Source organism: Stenotrophomonas sp. GW821-FHT01H02A, assembly GCF_059422145.1.
Genome location: NZ_JBWKWI010000005.1, coordinates 180,193 through 196,256, shown reverse-complemented (window position 1 = coordinate 196,256; position 16,064 = coordinate 180,193). Strand labels below are relative to the sequence as shown.

At 67.3% G+C, this 16,064-nt stretch carries 16 protein-coding genes; 10 read left to right on the top strand and 6 right to left on the bottom strand.

Annotation, left to right across the window (positions count from 1 at the left end):
* The first annotated feature begins 268 nt into the window (after positions 1 to 268).
* The 4 genes from AC07WC_RS09785 to AC07WC_RS09770 all read left to right on the top strand — a co-directional run bounded on the left by AC07WC_RS09785 (position 269) and on the right by AC07WC_RS09770 (position 4,888).
* The gene (locus AC07WC_RS09785) at positions 269 to 2,500 is read left to right on the top strand and encodes a TonB-dependent siderophore receptor (RefSeq protein WP_495209823.1); all 2,232 of its coding nucleotides are present in this window, start codon (positions 269 to 271) and stop codon (positions 2,498 to 2,500) included.
* Between the two features lie 116 nt (positions 2,501 to 2,616).
* Complete coding sequence (locus AC07WC_RS09780; RefSeq protein WP_495209943.1) at positions 2,617 to 2,943, top strand: DUF3649 domain-containing protein; 327 nt, start codon at positions 2,617 to 2,619, stop codon at positions 2,941 to 2,943.
* Positions 2,940 to 4,556 carry a PepSY-associated TM helix domain-containing protein gene (locus tag AC07WC_RS09775; RefSeq protein ID WP_495209822.1) on the top strand — a complete coding sequence of 539 codons (1,617 nt, stop codon included), beginning with the start codon at positions 2,940 to 2,942 and terminating at the stop codon, positions 4,554 to 4,556. The genes AC07WC_RS09780 and AC07WC_RS09775 overlap by 4 nt, the downstream gene beginning before the upstream one ends.
* Entirely contained in the window at positions 4,553 to 4,888 is a 336-nt protein-coding gene (locus AC07WC_RS09770; RefSeq protein ID WP_495209821.1) for a DUF3325 domain-containing protein, read from the top strand. Before AC07WC_RS09775 ends, AC07WC_RS09770 begins: the two co-directional genes overlap by 4 nt.
* A gap of 27 nt (positions 4,889 to 4,915) precedes the next feature.
* Here the strand turns inward: AC07WC_RS09770 and AC07WC_RS09765 are convergent, their stop codons facing one another.
* From AC07WC_RS09765 to AC07WC_RS09755, 3 genes are all read right to left on the bottom strand, one after another.
* Positions 4,916 to 5,452 carry a GNAT family N-acetyltransferase gene (locus AC07WC_RS09765; protein ID WP_495209820.1) on the bottom strand — a complete coding sequence of 179 codons (537 nt, stop codon included), beginning with the start codon at positions 5,450 to 5,452 and terminating at the stop codon, positions 4,916 to 4,918.
* A 15-nt stretch (positions 5,453 to 5,467) separates the two neighbouring features.
* Entirely contained in the window at positions 5,468 to 7,612 is a 2,145-nt protein-coding gene (gene rlmKL, locus AC07WC_RS09760; protein ID WP_495209819.1) for a bifunctional 23S rRNA (guanine(2069)-N(7))-methyltransferase RlmK/23S rRNA (guanine(2445)-N(2))-methyltransferase RlmL, read from the bottom strand.
* A gap of 109 nt (positions 7,613 to 7,721) precedes the next feature.
* A complete protein-coding gene (locus AC07WC_RS09755) occupies positions 7,722 to 8,249 on the bottom strand; it encodes a hypothetical protein (RefSeq protein ID WP_495209818.1) in 528 nt (175 codons plus the stop codon).
* A gap of 57 nt (positions 8,250 to 8,306) precedes the next feature.
* On the opposite strand from AC07WC_RS09755, the gene AC07WC_RS09750 reads away from it, so the two are divergent.
* The gene (locus AC07WC_RS09750; protein WP_495209817.1) at positions 8,307 to 8,876 is read left to right on the top strand and encodes an N-acetylmuramoyl-L-alanine amidase; all 570 of its coding nucleotides are present in this window, start codon (positions 8,307 to 8,309) and stop codon (positions 8,874 to 8,876) included.
* 16 nt (positions 8,877 to 8,892) lie between these two features.
* On the opposite strand, the gene AC07WC_RS09745 is transcribed toward AC07WC_RS09750, so the two are convergent.
* The 3 genes from AC07WC_RS09745 to AC07WC_RS09735 form a co-directional block, all read right to left on the bottom strand.
* Positions 8,893 to 9,783, bottom strand: coding sequence for a sulfurtransferase (locus AC07WC_RS09745; protein ID WP_495209816.1), 891 nt, complete (start codon positions 9,781 to 9,783; stop codon positions 8,893 to 8,895).
* Complete coding sequence (locus tag AC07WC_RS09740) at positions 9,780 to 10,583, bottom strand: CoA pyrophosphatase (protein ID WP_495209815.1); 804 nt, start codon at positions 10,581 to 10,583, stop codon at positions 9,780 to 9,782. Before AC07WC_RS09740 ends, AC07WC_RS09745 begins: the two co-directional genes overlap by 4 nt.
* Positions 10,584 to 10,670: 87 nt before the next feature.
* A complete protein-coding gene (locus tag AC07WC_RS09735; RefSeq protein WP_088433054.1) occupies positions 10,671 to 11,372 on the bottom strand; it encodes an FKBP-type peptidyl-prolyl cis-trans isomerase in 702 nt (233 codons plus the stop codon).
* Between the two features lie 191 nt (positions 11,373 to 11,563).
* Here AC07WC_RS09735 and AC07WC_RS09730 point away from each other — a divergent pair, with 191 nt between their 5' ends.
* The 5 genes from AC07WC_RS09730 to pstS all read left to right on the top strand — a co-directional run bounded on the left by AC07WC_RS09730 (position 11,564) and on the right by pstS (position 16,026).
* Positions 11,564 to 12,322, top strand: coding sequence for an enoyl-CoA hydratase/isomerase family protein (locus tag AC07WC_RS09730; protein WP_495209942.1), 759 nt, complete (start codon positions 11,564 to 11,566; stop codon positions 12,320 to 12,322).
* 3 nt (positions 12,323 to 12,325) lie between these two features.
* Positions 12,326 to 12,688 (top strand): hypothetical protein, encoded by a 363-nt coding sequence (locus tag AC07WC_RS09725; RefSeq protein WP_495209814.1) that lies wholly within the window; start codon positions 12,326 to 12,328, stop codon positions 12,686 to 12,688.
* Complete coding sequence (gene nth, locus AC07WC_RS09720) at positions 12,688 to 13,362, top strand: endonuclease III (RefSeq protein ID WP_495209813.1); 675 nt, start codon at positions 12,688 to 12,690, stop codon at positions 13,360 to 13,362. The genes AC07WC_RS09725 and nth overlap by 1 nt, the downstream gene beginning before the upstream one ends.
* Positions 13,363 to 13,539: 177 nt before the next feature.
* Entirely contained in the window at positions 13,540 to 14,751 is a 1,212-nt protein-coding gene (locus AC07WC_RS09715; RefSeq protein ID WP_495209812.1) for an OprO/OprP family phosphate-selective porin, read from the top strand.
* A 255-nt stretch (positions 14,752 to 15,006) separates the two neighbouring features.
* On the top strand, positions 15,007 to 16,026 hold the full coding sequence (gene pstS / locus AC07WC_RS09710) for a phosphate ABC transporter substrate-binding protein PstS (protein WP_495209811.1): 1,020 nt from the start codon (positions 15,007 to 15,009) through the stop codon (positions 16,024 to 16,026).
* The last annotated feature ends 38 nt before the right edge of the window (positions 16,027 to 16,064 follow it).

The window sequence follows — 16,064 nt, the reverse complement described above, 5'->3', positions numbered from 1 at the left end:
GACTGTCGCCGCACTGCACCTCACCTGCGTCAGCGCAGGGTATGGGCAGGTTCCAGCCCTCGGTCATAGCGCTTGTCTAACGAAATGATAATGACTATCATTCACTGATCGACTGTACGCCCAGCCAACCGGCGCCCGAAGGCCTCCCGCCTTCCCCCGCGCAACGCCCCGTGTACACCTCCTGCTGCGCTGCCCTGCCTGCCCTGCTGCCTTCGGCAGCGCCGCTGTGCGTGGCGCGCTGACGTTCTCCCACACTGGAAGTGTTGCCATGCCCTGTTCGTCTGCTTCACCGTTGTCCCGGCCGTCGTTGTTGGCAATCGCCCTCGTTGCTGCCCTCGCCGGACCGGCGCTGCCGGCATTCGCCGCGGCCGAACCTGGCGATGCGACCACGCTGGACACGATCAAGGTGACCGCTGACGGCGAGATCCCCAATGCCTACACGGTCAAGCAGGCCAGCACCGCTACCAAGTTGAACCTGTCGCTGCGCCACACCCCGCAGTCGGTCACCGTGCTGACCCGCCAGCGCCTGGATGACATGGGCCTGTACGCGCTGTCCGACGTCATGGGCCAGGTCACCGGCGTGCATGTGTCGGTCACCGATTCGGAGCGCATCAACTACATCTCGCGTGGCTACAGCATCACCAATTTCCAGATCGACGGGATGCTCAACACGTTTGGTGGCTCGCTCAAGACCAACACCGACAGCGCGATCTACGAGCGCATCGAAGTGGTCCGCGGTGCGACCGGCCTGACCACCGGCGCCGGTGATCCGTCGGGCACCATCAACATGGTCCGCAAGCGCCCGACCCAGGCGATGGCCATGAGCGCCGGGCTGACCCTGGGCCGCTGGGGCAACCAGCGCCTGGAAGCGGACATCGGCGGCCCGATCGCGCTGGACGGCCGCGTGCGTGCGCGCTTCGTCGCCGCCAAACAGCAGAGCGATTCGTTCCGGGATGTGTACCGTCTGGACAAGGACGTGTTCTACGGCATCGTGCAGGCCGACCTGACCGACAGCACCCTGTTCGAAGTCGGCTATGACTACCAGTCGCCGGAGACCAAGGGCGTCACCTGGGGCGTGGTGCCGTACTGGGGTGCGGACGGCAAGCCGGCCAATCTGCCGCGCTCGACCAACCTGTCGGCGCGCTGGAGCAGCTGGCCGATCGTGGAGAAGACCACCTTCGTGCGCCTGGAGCAGCAGCTCGGCAACGGCTGGTCGCTGAAGGCCAGCGCGACCCAGGCCAAGCGCAACACCGATGGCGACGTCTGGTATGGCGCCCAGGGCTATCCGGCGCCCGATGGTACCGGTGTGCGCGCCTATCTCTCGCATTTCGCCGAACGCAGCGAAATGAACGTGTTCGATCTCAACGCCAGTGGTCCGTTCCAGCTGTTCGGCCGTGAGCATGAACTGGTGTTCGGCGTCGGCCAGTCCGTCCGCAAGGGCGAATCGCCGGCCTCGGTGTTCACGCAGCCGCCGGGCTACGACGTCGTACCGGACTGGCGCCACTGGACCGGGGATGTCGCCCCGTTGCCGCTCAGCCGGCATGACTGGCTGGCCTCGGAGAACGAGCTGACGCAGAAGGCCGCCTACGTGGCCGCCCGCCTGCAGCTGGCCGATCCGTTGCTGGCCGTGCTCGGCGCGCGCTACGGCAGCTGGGAAACCCGCAGCTGGCGCTACACCCACGATGCGGCCGGCAACCGCACCGGCACCACCCGCGGCGGCTACAAGCCGGACGATTCGCTGACCCCTTACGTCGGCCTGGTCTACGATTTCAGCAGGCAGTTCAGCGCCTACGCCAGCTACACCGACATCTTCCAGCCGCAGGACTACCGCGACAGGAACAACGACTACCTGGAGCCGGTGGTCGGCGACATGTGGGAGGCCGGCCTGAAGGGTGAATTCTTCGGTGGACGCCTGAACACCTCCGCCGCGGTGTTCAAAGGCGAGAAGGACAATGTCGCCGAGCTCGACGATTCGGTGCCGGCCGCCTCGCTGCCCGATGGCAGCAGCGCCTACCGGTCCACCGGCAAGGGCAACAAGGTCAGGGGCTGGGAACTGGAAGCCCAGGGCAGCCTGACCGCGAACTGGAACCTGTCGGCCGGTTTCGCGCACACCACCATCCGCAACCAGGCCGGCGTGGCGCAGAACACCACCAACCCGGTGGACACGTTCCGCCTCAACACCAGCTGGCGCCCGAGCGGTGAGTGGAACCGCCTGTCGCTGGGCGGCGGCGTGACCTGGCAGAGCCGCATCTACCGCACCAGCACCAAGCCGCGCGCGGATTACGCGACCAGCGGCCGCACCGAATCGGCGTTCATCACCCAGGATGCGTTCTACCTGGTCAATGTGTTCGCCGGCTACCGCTTCAACGACACCTTCTCCGCGCAGCTCAACGTCAACAACCTGCTCGACAAGAAGTACTTCAGCAACGTCGGTTTCTACAACGGCGTGTACTGGGGCGAACCGCGCAACGTGATGTTGAACCTGCGCTGGACGCTCTGACACCGGCTCCAAGGGACCACTGCGACGCGCAGTGAACACGGCCACGGATGGCCACTATTCTTCCTCACCGGCTGCGGCCGGTGATGCCCGTTTCCCCGATCGATCAGCAGGTTTCCGTGGACAGCACGCCGAACGCCAGCGCCAGGTTCAACCGTCCTGGTTCTTTCTTCACCCGCCCCTGGCTGGGTGTGTTGTCACGCTCGCTCGCCGCGATCTTCGGCGGCTACGCGCTGGCCGCGACCTGCTCGATGTTCTTCGCGGTCGCGCTGCCGATCGCGCGCGGGCAAGCCGTGCTGACCGGCATGCTGGTGGCGATCGTGCTGTGCGCCTGCGCGGCCCTGTGGGCGTTCGCTACCCGCACCGCGCTGCGCGCCTGGGTGGGCATCCTGATTCCCACCGTGCTGTTCTGGGTGGGCACCCGCCTGTTGCAGGGGGCCGCATGAAGAACGGATTCCGCCAATCGATGGCGTGGCTGCACACCTGGACCGGCCTGCTGGTCGGCTGGCTGCTGCTGCTGATCTTCATGGCCGGCACCGCCAGCTATTACCGCGAGGAAATCAGTCGCTGGATGCGCCCGGAGCTGCCGCGCAGCAGCGTAAGTGCCGACGTCGCCGCGGAGCGCGCCCTGGCCTTCCTGCAGCACAAGGCGCCGCAGGCCGAGAGCTGGAACGTGACCCTGCCCGACCCGCGCAACCCGGCGATGCGCATGTTCTGGCGCAATCCCGAATCGATGGTCAAGCCGCCGGTGGAAGGCGAGCGCCGCCGGCGCGGGGGTGGCCGCTTCGGCGATGCCACCGTCGATCCCAACACCGGCGAGGAGATCGCCGCGCGCGAAACCCGCGGGGGCGACTTCTTCTACCGCCTGCATTTCGACCTGCACTACATCCCGGTGTTGTGGGCGCGCTACCTGGTCGGCTTCTGCGCGATGTTCATGCTGGTGGCGATCATCACCGGGGTGATCACCCACAAGAAGATCTTCAAGGACTTCTTCACCTTCCGCCCGGAGAAGGGCCTGCGTTCGTGGCTGGATTTCCACAACGTCAGCGCGGTGATGGCGCTGCCATACCACGCGATGATCACCTACACCGGCATCGTCACCCTGATGTTCATGTATCTGCCCTGGGGCGTGAGCGTGGCGTATCCCAAGGATGAGGAAGCATTCTTCAGCGAGGCGTTCGCGCGTCTGGCCGAGATCGAGACCCCGGCCGAGGGACGCGCCACGCCGCTGCCGATCCAGCAGTTGCTGGACAGCGCCCGCGCCGAATGGAAGGGTGCGGACGTGGCCGGCTTCACCCTGTACCACCCGGGCGCGGCCAATGCGATCGTGGACATCACCCAGCGCGATGGAAAGCGCCTGTCGGTGGATACCCCGTCGCTGCGCTTCAACGCCGTCACCGGGCAGCTGCTCGAGGCCAGTCCGGCCTCGGGCGGTGCGACCCAGACCCGCGGCGTGATGTACGGGCTGCACCTGGCGCGCTTCGCCGACTGGGGGCTGCGTGCGCTGTTCTTCCTGTCCGGCCTGATCGGCTGCCTGATGGTCGCCAGCGGCGTGGTGCTGTGGGCGGTCAAGGAACGACCCAAGCACGCCAAGTCCGGGAAGACCGGCTTCGGCCTGCGCCTCGTCGACGCGCTCAACATCGGGGCGGTGGCCGGCCTGCCGATCGCCTTCGCCACCTACTTCCTGGCCAACCGGCTGCTGCCGGTGCAGATGGCCGAGCGCTCCGCGGCCGAGGTCAATGCGTTCTTCTATGCCTGGGGCGCGGCCTTGCTGGCCGGCTTCCTCTGGCCCAAGCGGATGATGTGGACCTGGCAGCTGTACCTGGGGGGCGTGCTGTTCGCCCTGATTCCGGTGGTCAACGCATTCACCACGCAGGCGCATCTGGGCGTCACCCTGCGCACCGGTGACTGGGTGCTGGCCGGGTTCGATCTGACCATGCTCGCCTTCGGCGCGATGTTGGCCTACTGCGGCCATCGCATGCAGCGCTGGCAGCCACCGTTGAGCGCCGCCGAGAAGAAGCGCCGCCAGCAAGCGGCCGCGGCGGAGGCTACGGCATGATGCTGCTGGCGATCACGCTGACTTTTTCGGCATTCACGGCGCTGTCGCTGGCCATGGACAAGCACCAGCTGGACCTGCACGGCAAAGCCGGCGCCAGCGCATCGCGCATGCGGGTGTGGCGCTGGTCGGGCTGGACGCTGTTGACCGTCGCATTCGCGTTGTGCGTGCTGGACCACGGCTGGGCGATCGGTCCGGTGCTGTGGCTGGGCGCGTTGACGATCAGCGGGCTGCTGATCGCGTTCGGGCTGTACCCGTATCGCCCGCGCTGGATCGCGCCGCTGGCATGGGCGTTGCCGGTGGTGGGGCTGGCGGTGGCGCTCGTCGCGCGCTGAGGTGCGCAGCCGCATCGCGAGCGCCAGTCAGGGCACCAGCGAAAACATGTGCGCGGCGGCGGGACGACCGTCGATGACCAGGCGGTTGCGTGCGACGCCCTCGCGAAGCGCACCGGACTTCACCGCCACCCGTTCGCTGGCAAGGTTGCCCACCGCCACCACGACCTCCACCCGCTGCAGGCCCAGCGCTCCGAACGCCTGGGAAGCCAGCGCCCGGACGACGCGGGGCGCCACGCCCTGGCCACGGCACGACTGCCGCACCCAGTAGCCCAGGTTGCAGAACCGCGGATCGCTCTGGATCCGGTTGAGCCCTGCGCCGCCGACGAAGGCGGCCGTGTCACGGTCGAATACCCCGTACTCGCAGGCCGTGCCATCCACCCAGCCGTCGCGGCAGGCCTGGAACCACTGCAACGCCTGCTGGACGCTGTAATCAACGGCGCTCCACGGCATCCAGCGCTGCATGCGCTCGGCCGATTCGCGCACCGCCGCCGCGAACGGGACGGCGTCGGCATCCTCGAACGGACGCAGCAGCAGTCCGTCGACGGTCAGCGGGCTGTCGTCCATGCCGGCCGCCCTCGGTCAGGCGCCGTAGCGGCGCAGTTCCCACGCGCGGTGGATGCGCGGGTTGCGTTCGAAGTCCGCCCCGATGGTCTCGGGCGAAATCTCCTTGCACTCCGCGAATTCCTTGATCGCTTCGTCGTCCAGCTTGAAGCGGCGGAAGTTGTTGGAGAAGTACAGCACCCCTTCCGGGCTCAGGCGGGCCACGGCCGCGCGCAGCAGGCGCACGTGTTCGCGCTGGATGTCGAAATCATCGGCACGGGCGGAGTTGGAGAAGGTCGGTGGATCGCAGAAGATCACGTCGAAGCGGTGACGCTCGGCTTCCAGCCACGCCAGCGCATCGGCCTGGATCAGCTGGTGCTGGCTGCCGCCCTTGCCGTTCAAGGCGAGGTTGTCGGCACACCATTGCAGATAGGTACCGGACAGATCCACGCTGGTGGTGGTCGCGGCACCGGCCACGGCGGCCTGCACCGAGGCGACGCCGGTGTAGCAGAACAGGTTGAGGAAACGCTTGCCCTGCGCTTCCTGCGCCATGTGCCAGCGCAGCGGGCGATGGTCCAGGAACAGGCCGGTGTCCAGGTAATCGAACAGGTTCACGCGCAGCAGGGCATCGTTCTCGCGCACCAGCACGAACTCGCCACGCTGCTCGAACCGACCGTACTTGCTGCCGCCCTTGCCACGTTCGCGCGACTTCAGCGCGACCTGCTCGGCCGGCACCTGGAACACTTCGCGCGCGGCCGAGAGCAGCTCGTTGCGGCGGCGACGCACATCGACATCCGGAATCGTCGCCGGCGCCGCGTATTCCTGCACGTGCAGGAAGGTGCGACGCGCACCGCCGTCTTCTTCGTAGACGTCGATGGCGGCCGCGTACTCGGGCAGATCGGCGTCGTAGACGCGGTAGCAGGTGATGCTCTCACGCGTCCGCCATGTCTTGAACTTCTTGATGTTCTTGCGCAGGCGGTTGGCCACCATCTGCGCGCCTTCGCTGAGCTCGCGCGGCTGGCCGGCGTTCTCGCGCTGCGGCACGGCGATCGGGTCGCAGACGATCAGGGCGCACTCGATCGCGCCGTTGAACAACTGGTACTTCTTGTTGGCGCGCAGGCCAGTGGCGAAGGCCAGGTCGGCACTGCCGCACAACAGGCTGGCACGCCACTGCGGCACCGCGCGCTTGAGCGCGTCGCCGAGGCGGCGGTACAGCAGGGCGTCGGCGGCCAGGCGCTCATCGTAGGGCGGATTGCAGACCACGCAGCCGGTTTCCTGCGGCGGCACCTGCATATCGGCGACGTCGCGCACGCCGAACCAGATCGCGTGCGAGACACCGGCGGTCTCGGCGTTTTCCTTGGCCGCACGGATCGCATGCGGGTCGATATCGCTGCCGTGGATGACCTGCTTGAGCGCACCGCGGCCGGCTTCCTCGCGCGTACGCGCTTCGGCCATCAGGGTGTTCCAGCTGTCGCGGTCGAAGCCCAGCCAGCGGCTCGGCGGGATGCTGCCGTGGCGCTGCAGGCCCGGGGCCACGTCGGCGGCCATCAGCGCGCCTTCGATCAGCAGCGTGCCGCTGCCGCACATCGGGTCCAGCAGGCCACCGCCTTCGCTGTGGATCTTCGGCCAGTTGGCGCGCAGCAGCACGGCGGCGGCCAGGTTTTCCTTCAGCGGCGCCTCGTTCTGCGCCATGCGCCAGCCACGGCGGTGCATCGGGCCACCGCCGAGATCGATCGAGATGGTCGCGCGGCCCTTGCGCAGCGACAGATTGATGCGCACGTCCGGGAACTCCACGTTCACCGACGGCCGCTCCAGGCCCTGTGCGCGCAGGCTGTCGACCACGCCATCCTTGACCCGCTGCGCGGCGAAGCGCGCGTGGGTGATCTCGGTACCGGACACATGCGCGTCCACCGACAGGGTCAACTCAGGGCTGATGTGCCGCTCCCACGCCATCGCCGACACGCCCTGGTAGAGCGAGCCTTCATCCGGGCACTCGAACTCGGCCAGTGGCCACAGCACCCGGCTGGCCAGGCGCGACCACAGCACCACGCGCTGTGCCTGCGCCAGCTCGCCCTCGGCGTTGACGCCGGAAATGGTGGCGGTGGCCTTGTCCAGGCCGAGCGCCAACAGTTCGTCGGCGAGCAGATACTCCAGGCCCTTGGCGCAGGAAACAAAGAATTTCACGGAATCGGTATCGCAGGTCAGCGGAGAGGGGGTGCCCACGGGCACGGCAAGCAGCCGGACGCGGAGGTCCGGGGGCCATTGTACGTGAGGTGGGCGGGAACGCCCCGGCTTACAGCGAGGCCAGCAATTCCTCGAAGGCCCGGCTCGAGGCCTCCACGTGGTCGGTCAGGCGGTGCCCGTCGTCCACCATCAGCAGGCGCGCCGAGCGGGCCTGGGCCCAGGCGATGACCTCGGCGGGCGGGATCAGTTCGTCGCGCCAGGCATGCACCACGCTGGTCGGCACGCGCGCAGCGTCCAGCGCCGGCATCGGCCCCAACCGGGTCGGCGGCACCATCAGGAACAGCCCGCGGACCGGCACCTGCAGCGAGGCGATGGCCGAAATGTACGCGCCCAGGCTGGAGCCGGCCAGGACCACCGGGCCCTGGGCGGCGCGGGTGCTGGCCAGGGTGATCAGACGCTGCAGGCGGGCACGCACGTCGCCCAGGCTGCTGACCTCGCGCTGGGCATCCAGATCGGTGTAGTCCGGGCGCTCGTGGGTCCAGCCCAGGCGTTCGGCCACGTCGGCCAGGGCGGTCACCTTGATGGCGTCCGGGCCGCTTTCAAAGCCATGGGAGAGGATGCAGTGGCCGCGGCTCATGCACACACCGCGCGGGAATCGATAGGAGCGTTCATGCCCAAATGCTAGCATCGCCGCATGCCCGACCGCGCCCCGCCCGCCATCGATGCACAGCCCCTGCCCTACCAGGACAGGCTGCTGCCGCGCGCGCACGCCGACATCGATCTGGTGGTCATCCACTGCACCGAGCTGCCGGACCTGGCGATGGCGCGCGCGTACGGCGAGCGTGTGCTGTATGAGAGCGGCACCGGCAACAGCGGGCACTACTACATCGACCGCGACGGGCGCATCGTCCAGTACGTGTCACTGGACCGCGTCGCGCACCAGGTCAGTGGCTTCAATCCGCGCTCGATCGGCATCGAACTGGTCAACACCGGCCGTTATCCGCACTGGTGGGATTCCCGGCACCAGGCGATGGACGAGCCTTACCCCGATGCGCAGATCGCGGCACTGATCGATCTGCTCCAGCACCTGTGCGGAACGCTGCCGGCGCTGGCGCATATCGCCGGGCATGAGTGGCTGGATACCCGCGAAGAGATCGCCAGTGATGATCCGGAGCGGCGCGTGCCGCGCAAGCGCGACCCGGGTCCGTTGTTCCCGTGGCCACGCGTGCTGGCGGCGGTGCCGTTGCAGGAACTGCGTGGGTGAGCGGATGTGCCGATGATCAGCCGGTTGCCACAGGCCGCGACGGGTCGCTGACCCAACCGCTCCACGAATCGGCATAGATCCGCGCGCCTTCCAGCCCGGCCGATTCCATGGCCAGCAGCAGATGGCAGGCGGTCACCCCGGAGCCGCACATCAACACGGCCTGGTCCGGCGCGTGCGTGCCCAGCAGCGGCTGCAGCGCCGCGCGCAGCTCCGCCGCCGGTCGCAGTCGCCCCTCATGCACGTTCAACGCGAACGGACGGTTTACCGCACCGGGCACGTGGCCGGCGACCGGATCCAACGGCTCCACTTCGCCACGGAAGCGTTCGCCGGCCCGCGCATCGATCAACCAGCCCGGGGCGTGCTTGAGACGCGCCTGCACCTCCTCGACCGAGGCGATCTGGCGGCGGTCGAAGTGACCGGGGTATGGCGGCAGCGCGGTGACCCGCGGCAGGTCGGCGGTGACCGGCAGACCCGCCGCCTGCCAGGCCGCGAAACCACCGTCGAGAACGCGCACCTGCGCATGCCCGATCAGCCGCAGCAGCCACCACATGCGTGCGGCGGCCATGCTGCCATCGCCGGCGTCGTAGACCACGACCCGGGTATCCGGGCCGATGCCCCACTCGCCCAGGCGTGCGGCGAACGCATCGCTATCCGGCAGCGGGTGACGGCCGTGGCCGGTGCGGCGGAGATCGGACAGGTCGCGGTTGAGATCGGCGTACAGCGCGCCAGGCAGATGGCCCCGTGCATACAGTTGCGCACCGGACTGCGGATCGGCCAACGAGAAGCGCGCATCCACGACCTGCAGGGCGGGGGCGGCACTGGCGGTCGCCCGTGCATCCATGAGGCGCGTCGCGCCCTCCTCGAGTGCGCGTGCGAGGGTGGCGACATCGATCAGCGGCGTGGTCATGGGGTCTGCTCCAGGCGGCGACGCAGGTTATAGAGAATGGCGGCGGTCGCGCCCCAGATCCGTTGCCCGGGCCAGCCGTATTCGAGCACGTGGCGGATGCGCCCACGGTGGTCGATCTCGACATGGTGCAGGTTCGCCGGATCCATCAGGTAGGACAGGGGCACTTCGAAGACTTCGGCGACCTCGCCCGGTTCCGGCACGGCCACGAACGCGGGATCGATCACGGCCACGACCGGCATGACCCGGTAACCGGTAATCGTCACGAACGGATCCAGATACCCGAGCACCTGCACCTGATCGTGTTTGAGCGCGATTTCCTCGTCGCTTTCGCGGATCGCAGCAGCCACGGCATCGCGGTCCTCCGGCTCCATGCGTCCGCCGGGGAAACCGACCTGGCCACCGTGATGGCGCAGCGTGTCGGTACGCCGGGTCAGCAGCACCTGGGCGCCGCCCTCGCGCGGAATGATGCCGGCCAGCACGGCCGCTTCGACCGGGGGACCGGGCGGAAGAAGATCGATCAGTTCGCTGCGGTTCCAGCCATCACCGGGCGGCGGCTGGTCCAGCGGATGCAGCGCGCGCAGCAGGCGCTCGTGTTCGGCCAGCGAGCCGCGCAGCGATTGTCGCAGTTGTTCGCGCAGGGGCAGCGTGTGCTGCATGACGTGATGCTGTTCGGGTCGGCTCATGGTTCGCCAGCGGGTGATTTCATCCACGGTGCGCAGGCAGCCCGCGCAGACACCGGCGCGATCCAGCGCGCAGATTCCGATGCAGGGAGTGGGCACGGCATGCGGGGACTCTTCCATCGATTGCACCGGTCAACAGTAACGCGATTGCACGGAAACAAAAAACGCGCCGGTGTTGCCACCGGCGCGTTCTTGATGTTGCAGGACTTACTTGACGCTGACGAGCTTGATTTCGAACTGCACCGCAACGTTCGGCGGGAACGGCGTGCGCGGATCGGCACCATAGGCCTGATCCGGCGGCAGCGTCACTTCCCACTTGGAGCCGGCCGGCATCTGCAGCAGCGCTTCACGCATGGCCTTCATCTCGACTTCGCTGACCTTGATGCCCGGGATCTGCTGGGCCGGACGCGCTTCGGCCGGGCGGGTGCCGAACGGGTACGGACCGGCCACTTCGAGCTGCACGGTGCTGGCCTGGGTCGGTTTGGCGCCCTTGCCCGCTTCGATCACGCGGTACTGCACGCCGCTCGGCAGCGACTGCACGCCGGTCTTGGCCTTGTTCTGCGCCAGGAACTGATCGCTCTTGGTCTTGTTCTCGGCGGCAGCCTTGTCGTACTCGGCCTTGGCGGCCTGTGCACGACCCTGCTCGCGCTTCTGGAAGGCTTCGACGGCGGGCTTCAACTGCTCGGCCGTGATCGACGGCTGCTTCTTGGCGTAGGCATCCTGCAGGCCCTTCACCACCGAGTTGATGTCCAGCTGCTCGCCACGCGCGGTGAGCTCAGCCAGGTTGTTGCCGTAGTCGTAACCGAAGTAATAGCTCAGCTTGCCCTTTTCGGACGAGGTGTCCTGGGCGAAGGCATTGCCCGTCAGGGCCAGGGCCGCGACGGCGACCGCGATAGAACGCAACTTCATCAAACTTTTCTCCAGGGGTGGTAACTCAGGACGCGTTGGGCCGCCCTGAGGCGACGGGTTAGGATAGCCGCCGCAACGTTGAACCGCCACTAACGACGCAGGCTCTGACCTGACTTCGTTTCAAGAGTTCAACATCACTTTTTTTTAACGTTTTCAGGAGTCCTGCCGTGGCCGACGCCCTTATCGCGATTATGGACGATGGTGCCGTGCGCACCGTGACGGTCAACCGCCCGGACAAGCTCAACGCCCTCGACCGGGCAACCCTGGAAGACCTTGATACGGCGTTCTCCGAGGCCGCCGCCGACCCGGCCGTGCGGGTGGTGGTGCTGACCGGCGCAGGCCCCAAAGCCTTCGTGGCCGGTGCCGACATCGCCGAAATGAACGGCCTGAGCGCGGTTCAGGGTCGTGATTTCTCGCTGCTCGGCCAGGGGCTGATGCGCCGCATCGAGCGCATGCCCAAGCCGGTGATCGGCAAGATCAACGGTTTTGCGCTGGGCGGCGGCTTGGAACTGGCCATGGCCTGCCATCTGAGGGTGGCCGCCGAAACGGCCAGGGTCGGCCAGCCGGAGGTCAACCTGGGGCTGATTCCCGGCTTCGGCGGCAGCCAGCGGCTGCTGCGCCTGTGTGGCCGCGCCGCCGCGCTGGAACTGTGCCTGCTCGGTGCGCCGATCACCGCCGCCCGTGCGGCGCAGCTGGGCATCGTCAACGAGGTGGTCCCGGCCGCGGAACTGGATAGCCGCGTCCAGGCGCTGGCAATGCAACTGGCCGCTGCCGCGCCCCTGGCGCTGCGCGGCATCCTGGATGCGATCCACATCGGCGGCGAGTGCCCGCTGGGCGAAGGCCTGGAATACGAGAGCGCGCAGTTCGGCCTGATGTTCGCCACCGAGGACATGCGCGAAGGCACCAGCGCATTCCTCGCACGCCGTCCGCCGGTGTTCCAGAACCGCTGAGCCATGCCGCCTTCCTCCTCCCCGTCGCCGGCCCGCCTGCTGGCGCTCGTGCTCGATGACCAATGGGACGCCGCGCTGGCGGCCGGGCTGATGGACTACGTGCCGCAGCCCGGCGACGGACAGCTGCTGGCCGACCACCCCGATCTGCCACAGCGCCTGCTGCACGCGCAGCAGCAGCTGCAACGCGCCTGGGCCGCACGCGAGCGCTACCGCCAGCGCCAGCAGCGGCTCGCGCGCCGCGCCGCCGAACGCGATGCGCGCCGCGCGCCGCCGCCCACGCCCGAGATACAGAAACCCGCCCTGCCCTCGGCCGCCGCCGCGATCCTCGCGCGTGCCAAGGCGAAAGCGGCCGGGCGCACTTCCTGATGGCCACGATGAAGAAGACCGCTGCACGCACCACGCGCATGCCCAAGGCCGACGTGATCGAAATGTTCACGCGGCTGCGCGAGCTCAACCCGCATCCCAGGACCGAACTGGAGTACACCTCGCCGTTCGAACTGCTGGTGGCGGTGACGCTGTCCGCGCAGGCCACCGACGTAGGCGTCAACAAGGCCACGCGCAAGCTGTTTCCGGTCGCGAACACGCCGCAGGCGATCCTGGCCCTCGGCGAGGACGGCTTGAAGAAGTACATCGCCACCATCGGCCTCTACAACGCCAAGGCAAAGAACGTGATCGCCGCCTGCGCGATGCTGGTCACCCAGCACGGCGGAGACGTGCCGCGCGATCGTGCCGCACTCGAAGCGCTGCCGGGCGTCGGCCGCAAGACCGCCAACGTGGTGCTCAACACGGCGTTCGGCGAACCGGTGATGGCCGTCGATACGCACATCTTCCGCGTCTCCAATCGGACCGGGCTGGCACCGGGCAAGGACGTCCGCGCGGTGGAGGACCTGCTGGTCAAGGTGATTCCCGCCGAGTTCCTGCTGGATGCACATCACTGGCTGATCCTGCATGGGCGTTACGTGTGCAAGGCACGCAAGCCGGACTGCCCGCAATGCGTCATCCGGGATCTGTGCCGCTTCAGGGAAAAGACCGCCGCCTGAACGGGGCGGACTGCCATATGGACGCAATCCGGCGGTCATCTCCGCCGGGCATCAATAGCAGCCCCTGACGCCGCTTGGGATACGGGCGATGACGGTTTGTCTGAAACTGTCACATTTACGCAATCTTCACTAATTAGCCTGCGCAGCATCTTCCCACCTGCCTGCAAGGCTCCTTCCATGAAACTGCATCGCCAACTCCTTACTGCGGCCGTGGCGGCTGCGCTGTTCGTTCCGGCCGCTCACGCTGAAGTGGCCATCGATGTGATCGGCGGTTCGGAAATCACGTTCGAGGGCCTGGTTCAGGCTGACGGCAACTGGTTCGACAACGATGTGACCGACCTCAATGGCGGTGATGGCGGCAACGGCAAGAACAGTGAATTCGAGCTGCGCCGGGCGGAGCTGGTGCTCAAGGGCAAGGGCCCGGGCAACGTGGAATGGGTGGTGGGCTACGACGCCAAGGCCGACAAGTTCCTGGACACCAACCTGAAGTACAAGCTGGCCGGCAACGCCAACCACTTCGTGCAGTTCGGCCAGTTCAAGCAGCCCAACAGCCTGGAAGAACTGTCCAGCACCAAGAACAACGACTTCATCTCCAAGGCCGCGGTCACCAACACCTACGCCGTGGCCCGCCGCCTCGGTGGCGCCTACAGCATCGGCGACAACAACTGGTCGGTCACCGCCAGCGCCTTCGGCCGCGAGCTGACCCGCAACCTGGCCCACGGCAGCGGCTACGGCGCGCGTGGTACCTGGGCCCCGATCAATGACAAGGGCCAGGTCCTGCACTTCGGCCTGAGCTATGTCGACTACGACACCGACGCGGACACCCTGCGCGTGCGTGCCCGTCCGAACGCCGACCTGGCCACCGCGCGCCTGGTCGACAGCGGCAACCTGGTCGACACCGACCGCGTCAGCACGATCGGCGCCGAAGCGATGTACATCGGCGGCCCGTTCAAGGCCCAGGCCGAGTACTACAGCAGCAAGGCCAAGCGCTACTCGCACGACAACTACACCAGCGACGGCTACTACGTCAGCGGCCTGTGGAACATCAGCGGCGAGACCTGGGGCTACAAGGGCGGCACCCCGACCACCGGCCTGCCGGACGAGCCGGGTCGCGGCATGTGGCAGCTGGGTGCGCGCTATGACCACATGGATCTCAACGATGGCAACATGACCGCCAACCCCGTCGCCGGTCGCCCGCCGATCGTCGATGGCGTGCTCGGCGGCAAGATGGACATCTGGACCGTTGGCGTGAACTACTACTGGCGCTCCAACACCAAGTTCGCGCTGAACTACGTGATGGTGGACAGCAAGAAGTACAACGCCACCAGCCGCACGTTCGTCAACGACGATCCGAACATCCTGGAAGCGCGCCTGCAGTTCTTCTGGTAAGGCCTGCAACACGCGTGTGACACGAAAGGCGCAGCGTCGGCTGCGCCTTTTTTTCGTCTGTCGGTCACCGGTTCCCGGCCTGGTGCGCCGTCGGCCGCCGCTGCTTTCGGGCGATGCCCCGCGGCCACGCCCGATCGACGTCGACATCCCTGTCACACGCCAGTCATGTGACAGACGCGGCGGTGTCATCGAACCGTTATGGAATGAGCACCGGGCGGGACACCCCGCACCTTCATCCACCCCAGGAGCCACCCCGTGATCCACGCCTTCAAATCGCGCGCCGCCGTTGTCGTCCTCGCCGCGTCGTCCGTGTTCGCCGCCAACGCCGCCGATGTGACCGGCGCGGGCGCTTCGTTCATCTACCCGGTCATGTCCAAGTGGTCGGCCGACTACAGCACCGCGACCGGCAAGAAGGTCAACTACCAGTCCATCGGTTCCGGTGGTGGTATCGCCCAGATCAAGGCAGCGACCGTTGATTTCGGCTCCTCCGATGCCCCGCTGAAGCCGGAAGAGCTGGCAGCGGCCGGCCTGGCCCAGTTCCCGTCGGTGATCGGCGGCGTGGTCCCGGTGATCAACGTGGCCGGCATCGCGCCGGGCGCACTGAAGCTGGATGGCCCGACCCTGGGCAACATCTTCCTCGGCAAGATCAAGACCTGGAACGACCCGGCGATCGCCGCGCTGAACCCGGGCGTCAAACTGCCCGACGGCAAGATCACCGTCGTGCACCGCTCGGACGGTTCGGGCACCACCTTCAACTTCGTCAACTACCTCTCCAAGGTCAACCCGGAGTGGAAGACCAAGGTCGGTGAAGGCACCTCGGTCCAGTGGCCGGTCGGCATCGGCGGCAAGGGCAACGAAGGCGTTGCCGCCTACGTGAAGCAGATCAAGGGCGGCATCGGCTACGTCGAACTGTCCTATGCGCTGCAGAACAAGATGTCCTACGCCGCGATGAAGAACGCCTCGGGCAAGATCGTGCTGCCGAGCGACACCTCCTTCGCCGCCGCTGCCGCCAGCGCCGACTGGGCCAGCGCGAAGGACTTCTACCTGGTCATGACCAACGCCCCGGGCACCGATGCGTGGCCGATCACCGCCACCAACTTCATCCTGGTCCGCAAGCAGCCCAAGAACGTCGCCAACGCCAAGGCCACCCAGGAGTTCTTCCGCTGGATCTACAAGAGCGGCGACGCCCAGGCCAAGCAGCTCGATTACGTCCCGCTGCCGGATACCCTGGTGAAGCAGATCGAGACCTACTGGTCGCAGAACCTGAAGTATTGAGGAAGCCCCCCGACGGGGTGACCTACCGGTAGGTACCG

Bases quoted from the DNA above. Each gene is read 5' to 3' on its own strand.
- AC07WC_RS09745 (WP_495209816.1), bottom strand. From the start codon at position 9,783: ATGACCACGCCGCTGATCGATGTCGCCACCCTCGCACGCGCACTCGAG.
- AC07WC_RS09765 (WP_495209820.1), bottom strand. From the start codon at position 5,452: ATGGACGACAGCCCGCTGACCGTCGACGGACTGCTGCTGCGTCCGTTC.
- AC07WC_RS09785 (WP_495209823.1), top strand. From the start codon at position 269: ATGCCCTGTTCGTCTGCTTCACCGTTGTCCCGGCCGTCGTTGTTGGCA.
- AC07WC_RS09730 (WP_495209942.1), top strand. From the start codon at position 11,564: ATGGACGATGGTGCCGTGCGCACCGTGACGGTCAACCGCCCGGACAAG.
- AC07WC_RS09775 (WP_495209822.1), top strand. From the start codon at position 2,940: ATGAAGAACGGATTCCGCCAATCGATGGCGTGGCTGCACACCTGGACC.
- AC07WC_RS09750 (WP_495209817.1), top strand. From the start codon at position 8,307: ATGCCCGACCGCGCCCCGCCCGCCATCGATGCACAGCCCCTGCCCTAC.
- AC07WC_RS09770 (WP_495209821.1), top strand. From the start codon at position 4,553: ATGATGCTGCTGGCGATCACGCTGACTTTTTCGGCATTCACGGCGCTG.
- AC07WC_RS09735 (WP_088433054.1), bottom strand. From the start codon at position 11,372: ATGAAGTTGCGTTCTATCGCGGTCGCCGTCGCGGCCCTGGCCCTGACG.
- AC07WC_RS09755 (WP_495209818.1), bottom strand. From the start codon at position 8,249: ATGAGCCGCGGCCACTGCATCCTCTCCCATGGCTTTGAAAGCGGCCCG.
- AC07WC_RS09740 (WP_495209815.1), bottom strand. From the start codon at position 10,583: ATGGAAGAGTCCCCGCATGCCGTGCCCACTCCCTGCATCGGAATCTGC.
- nth (WP_495209813.1), top strand. From the start codon at position 12,688: ATGGCCACGATGAAGAAGACCGCTGCACGCACCACGCGCATGCCCAAG.
- AC07WC_RS09715 (WP_495209812.1), top strand. From the start codon at position 13,540: ATGAAACTGCATCGCCAACTCCTTACTGCGGCCGTGGCGGCTGCGCTG.
- AC07WC_RS09725 (WP_495209814.1), top strand. From the start codon at position 12,326: ATGCCGCCTTCCTCCTCCCCGTCGCCGGCCCGCCTGCTGGCGCTCGTG.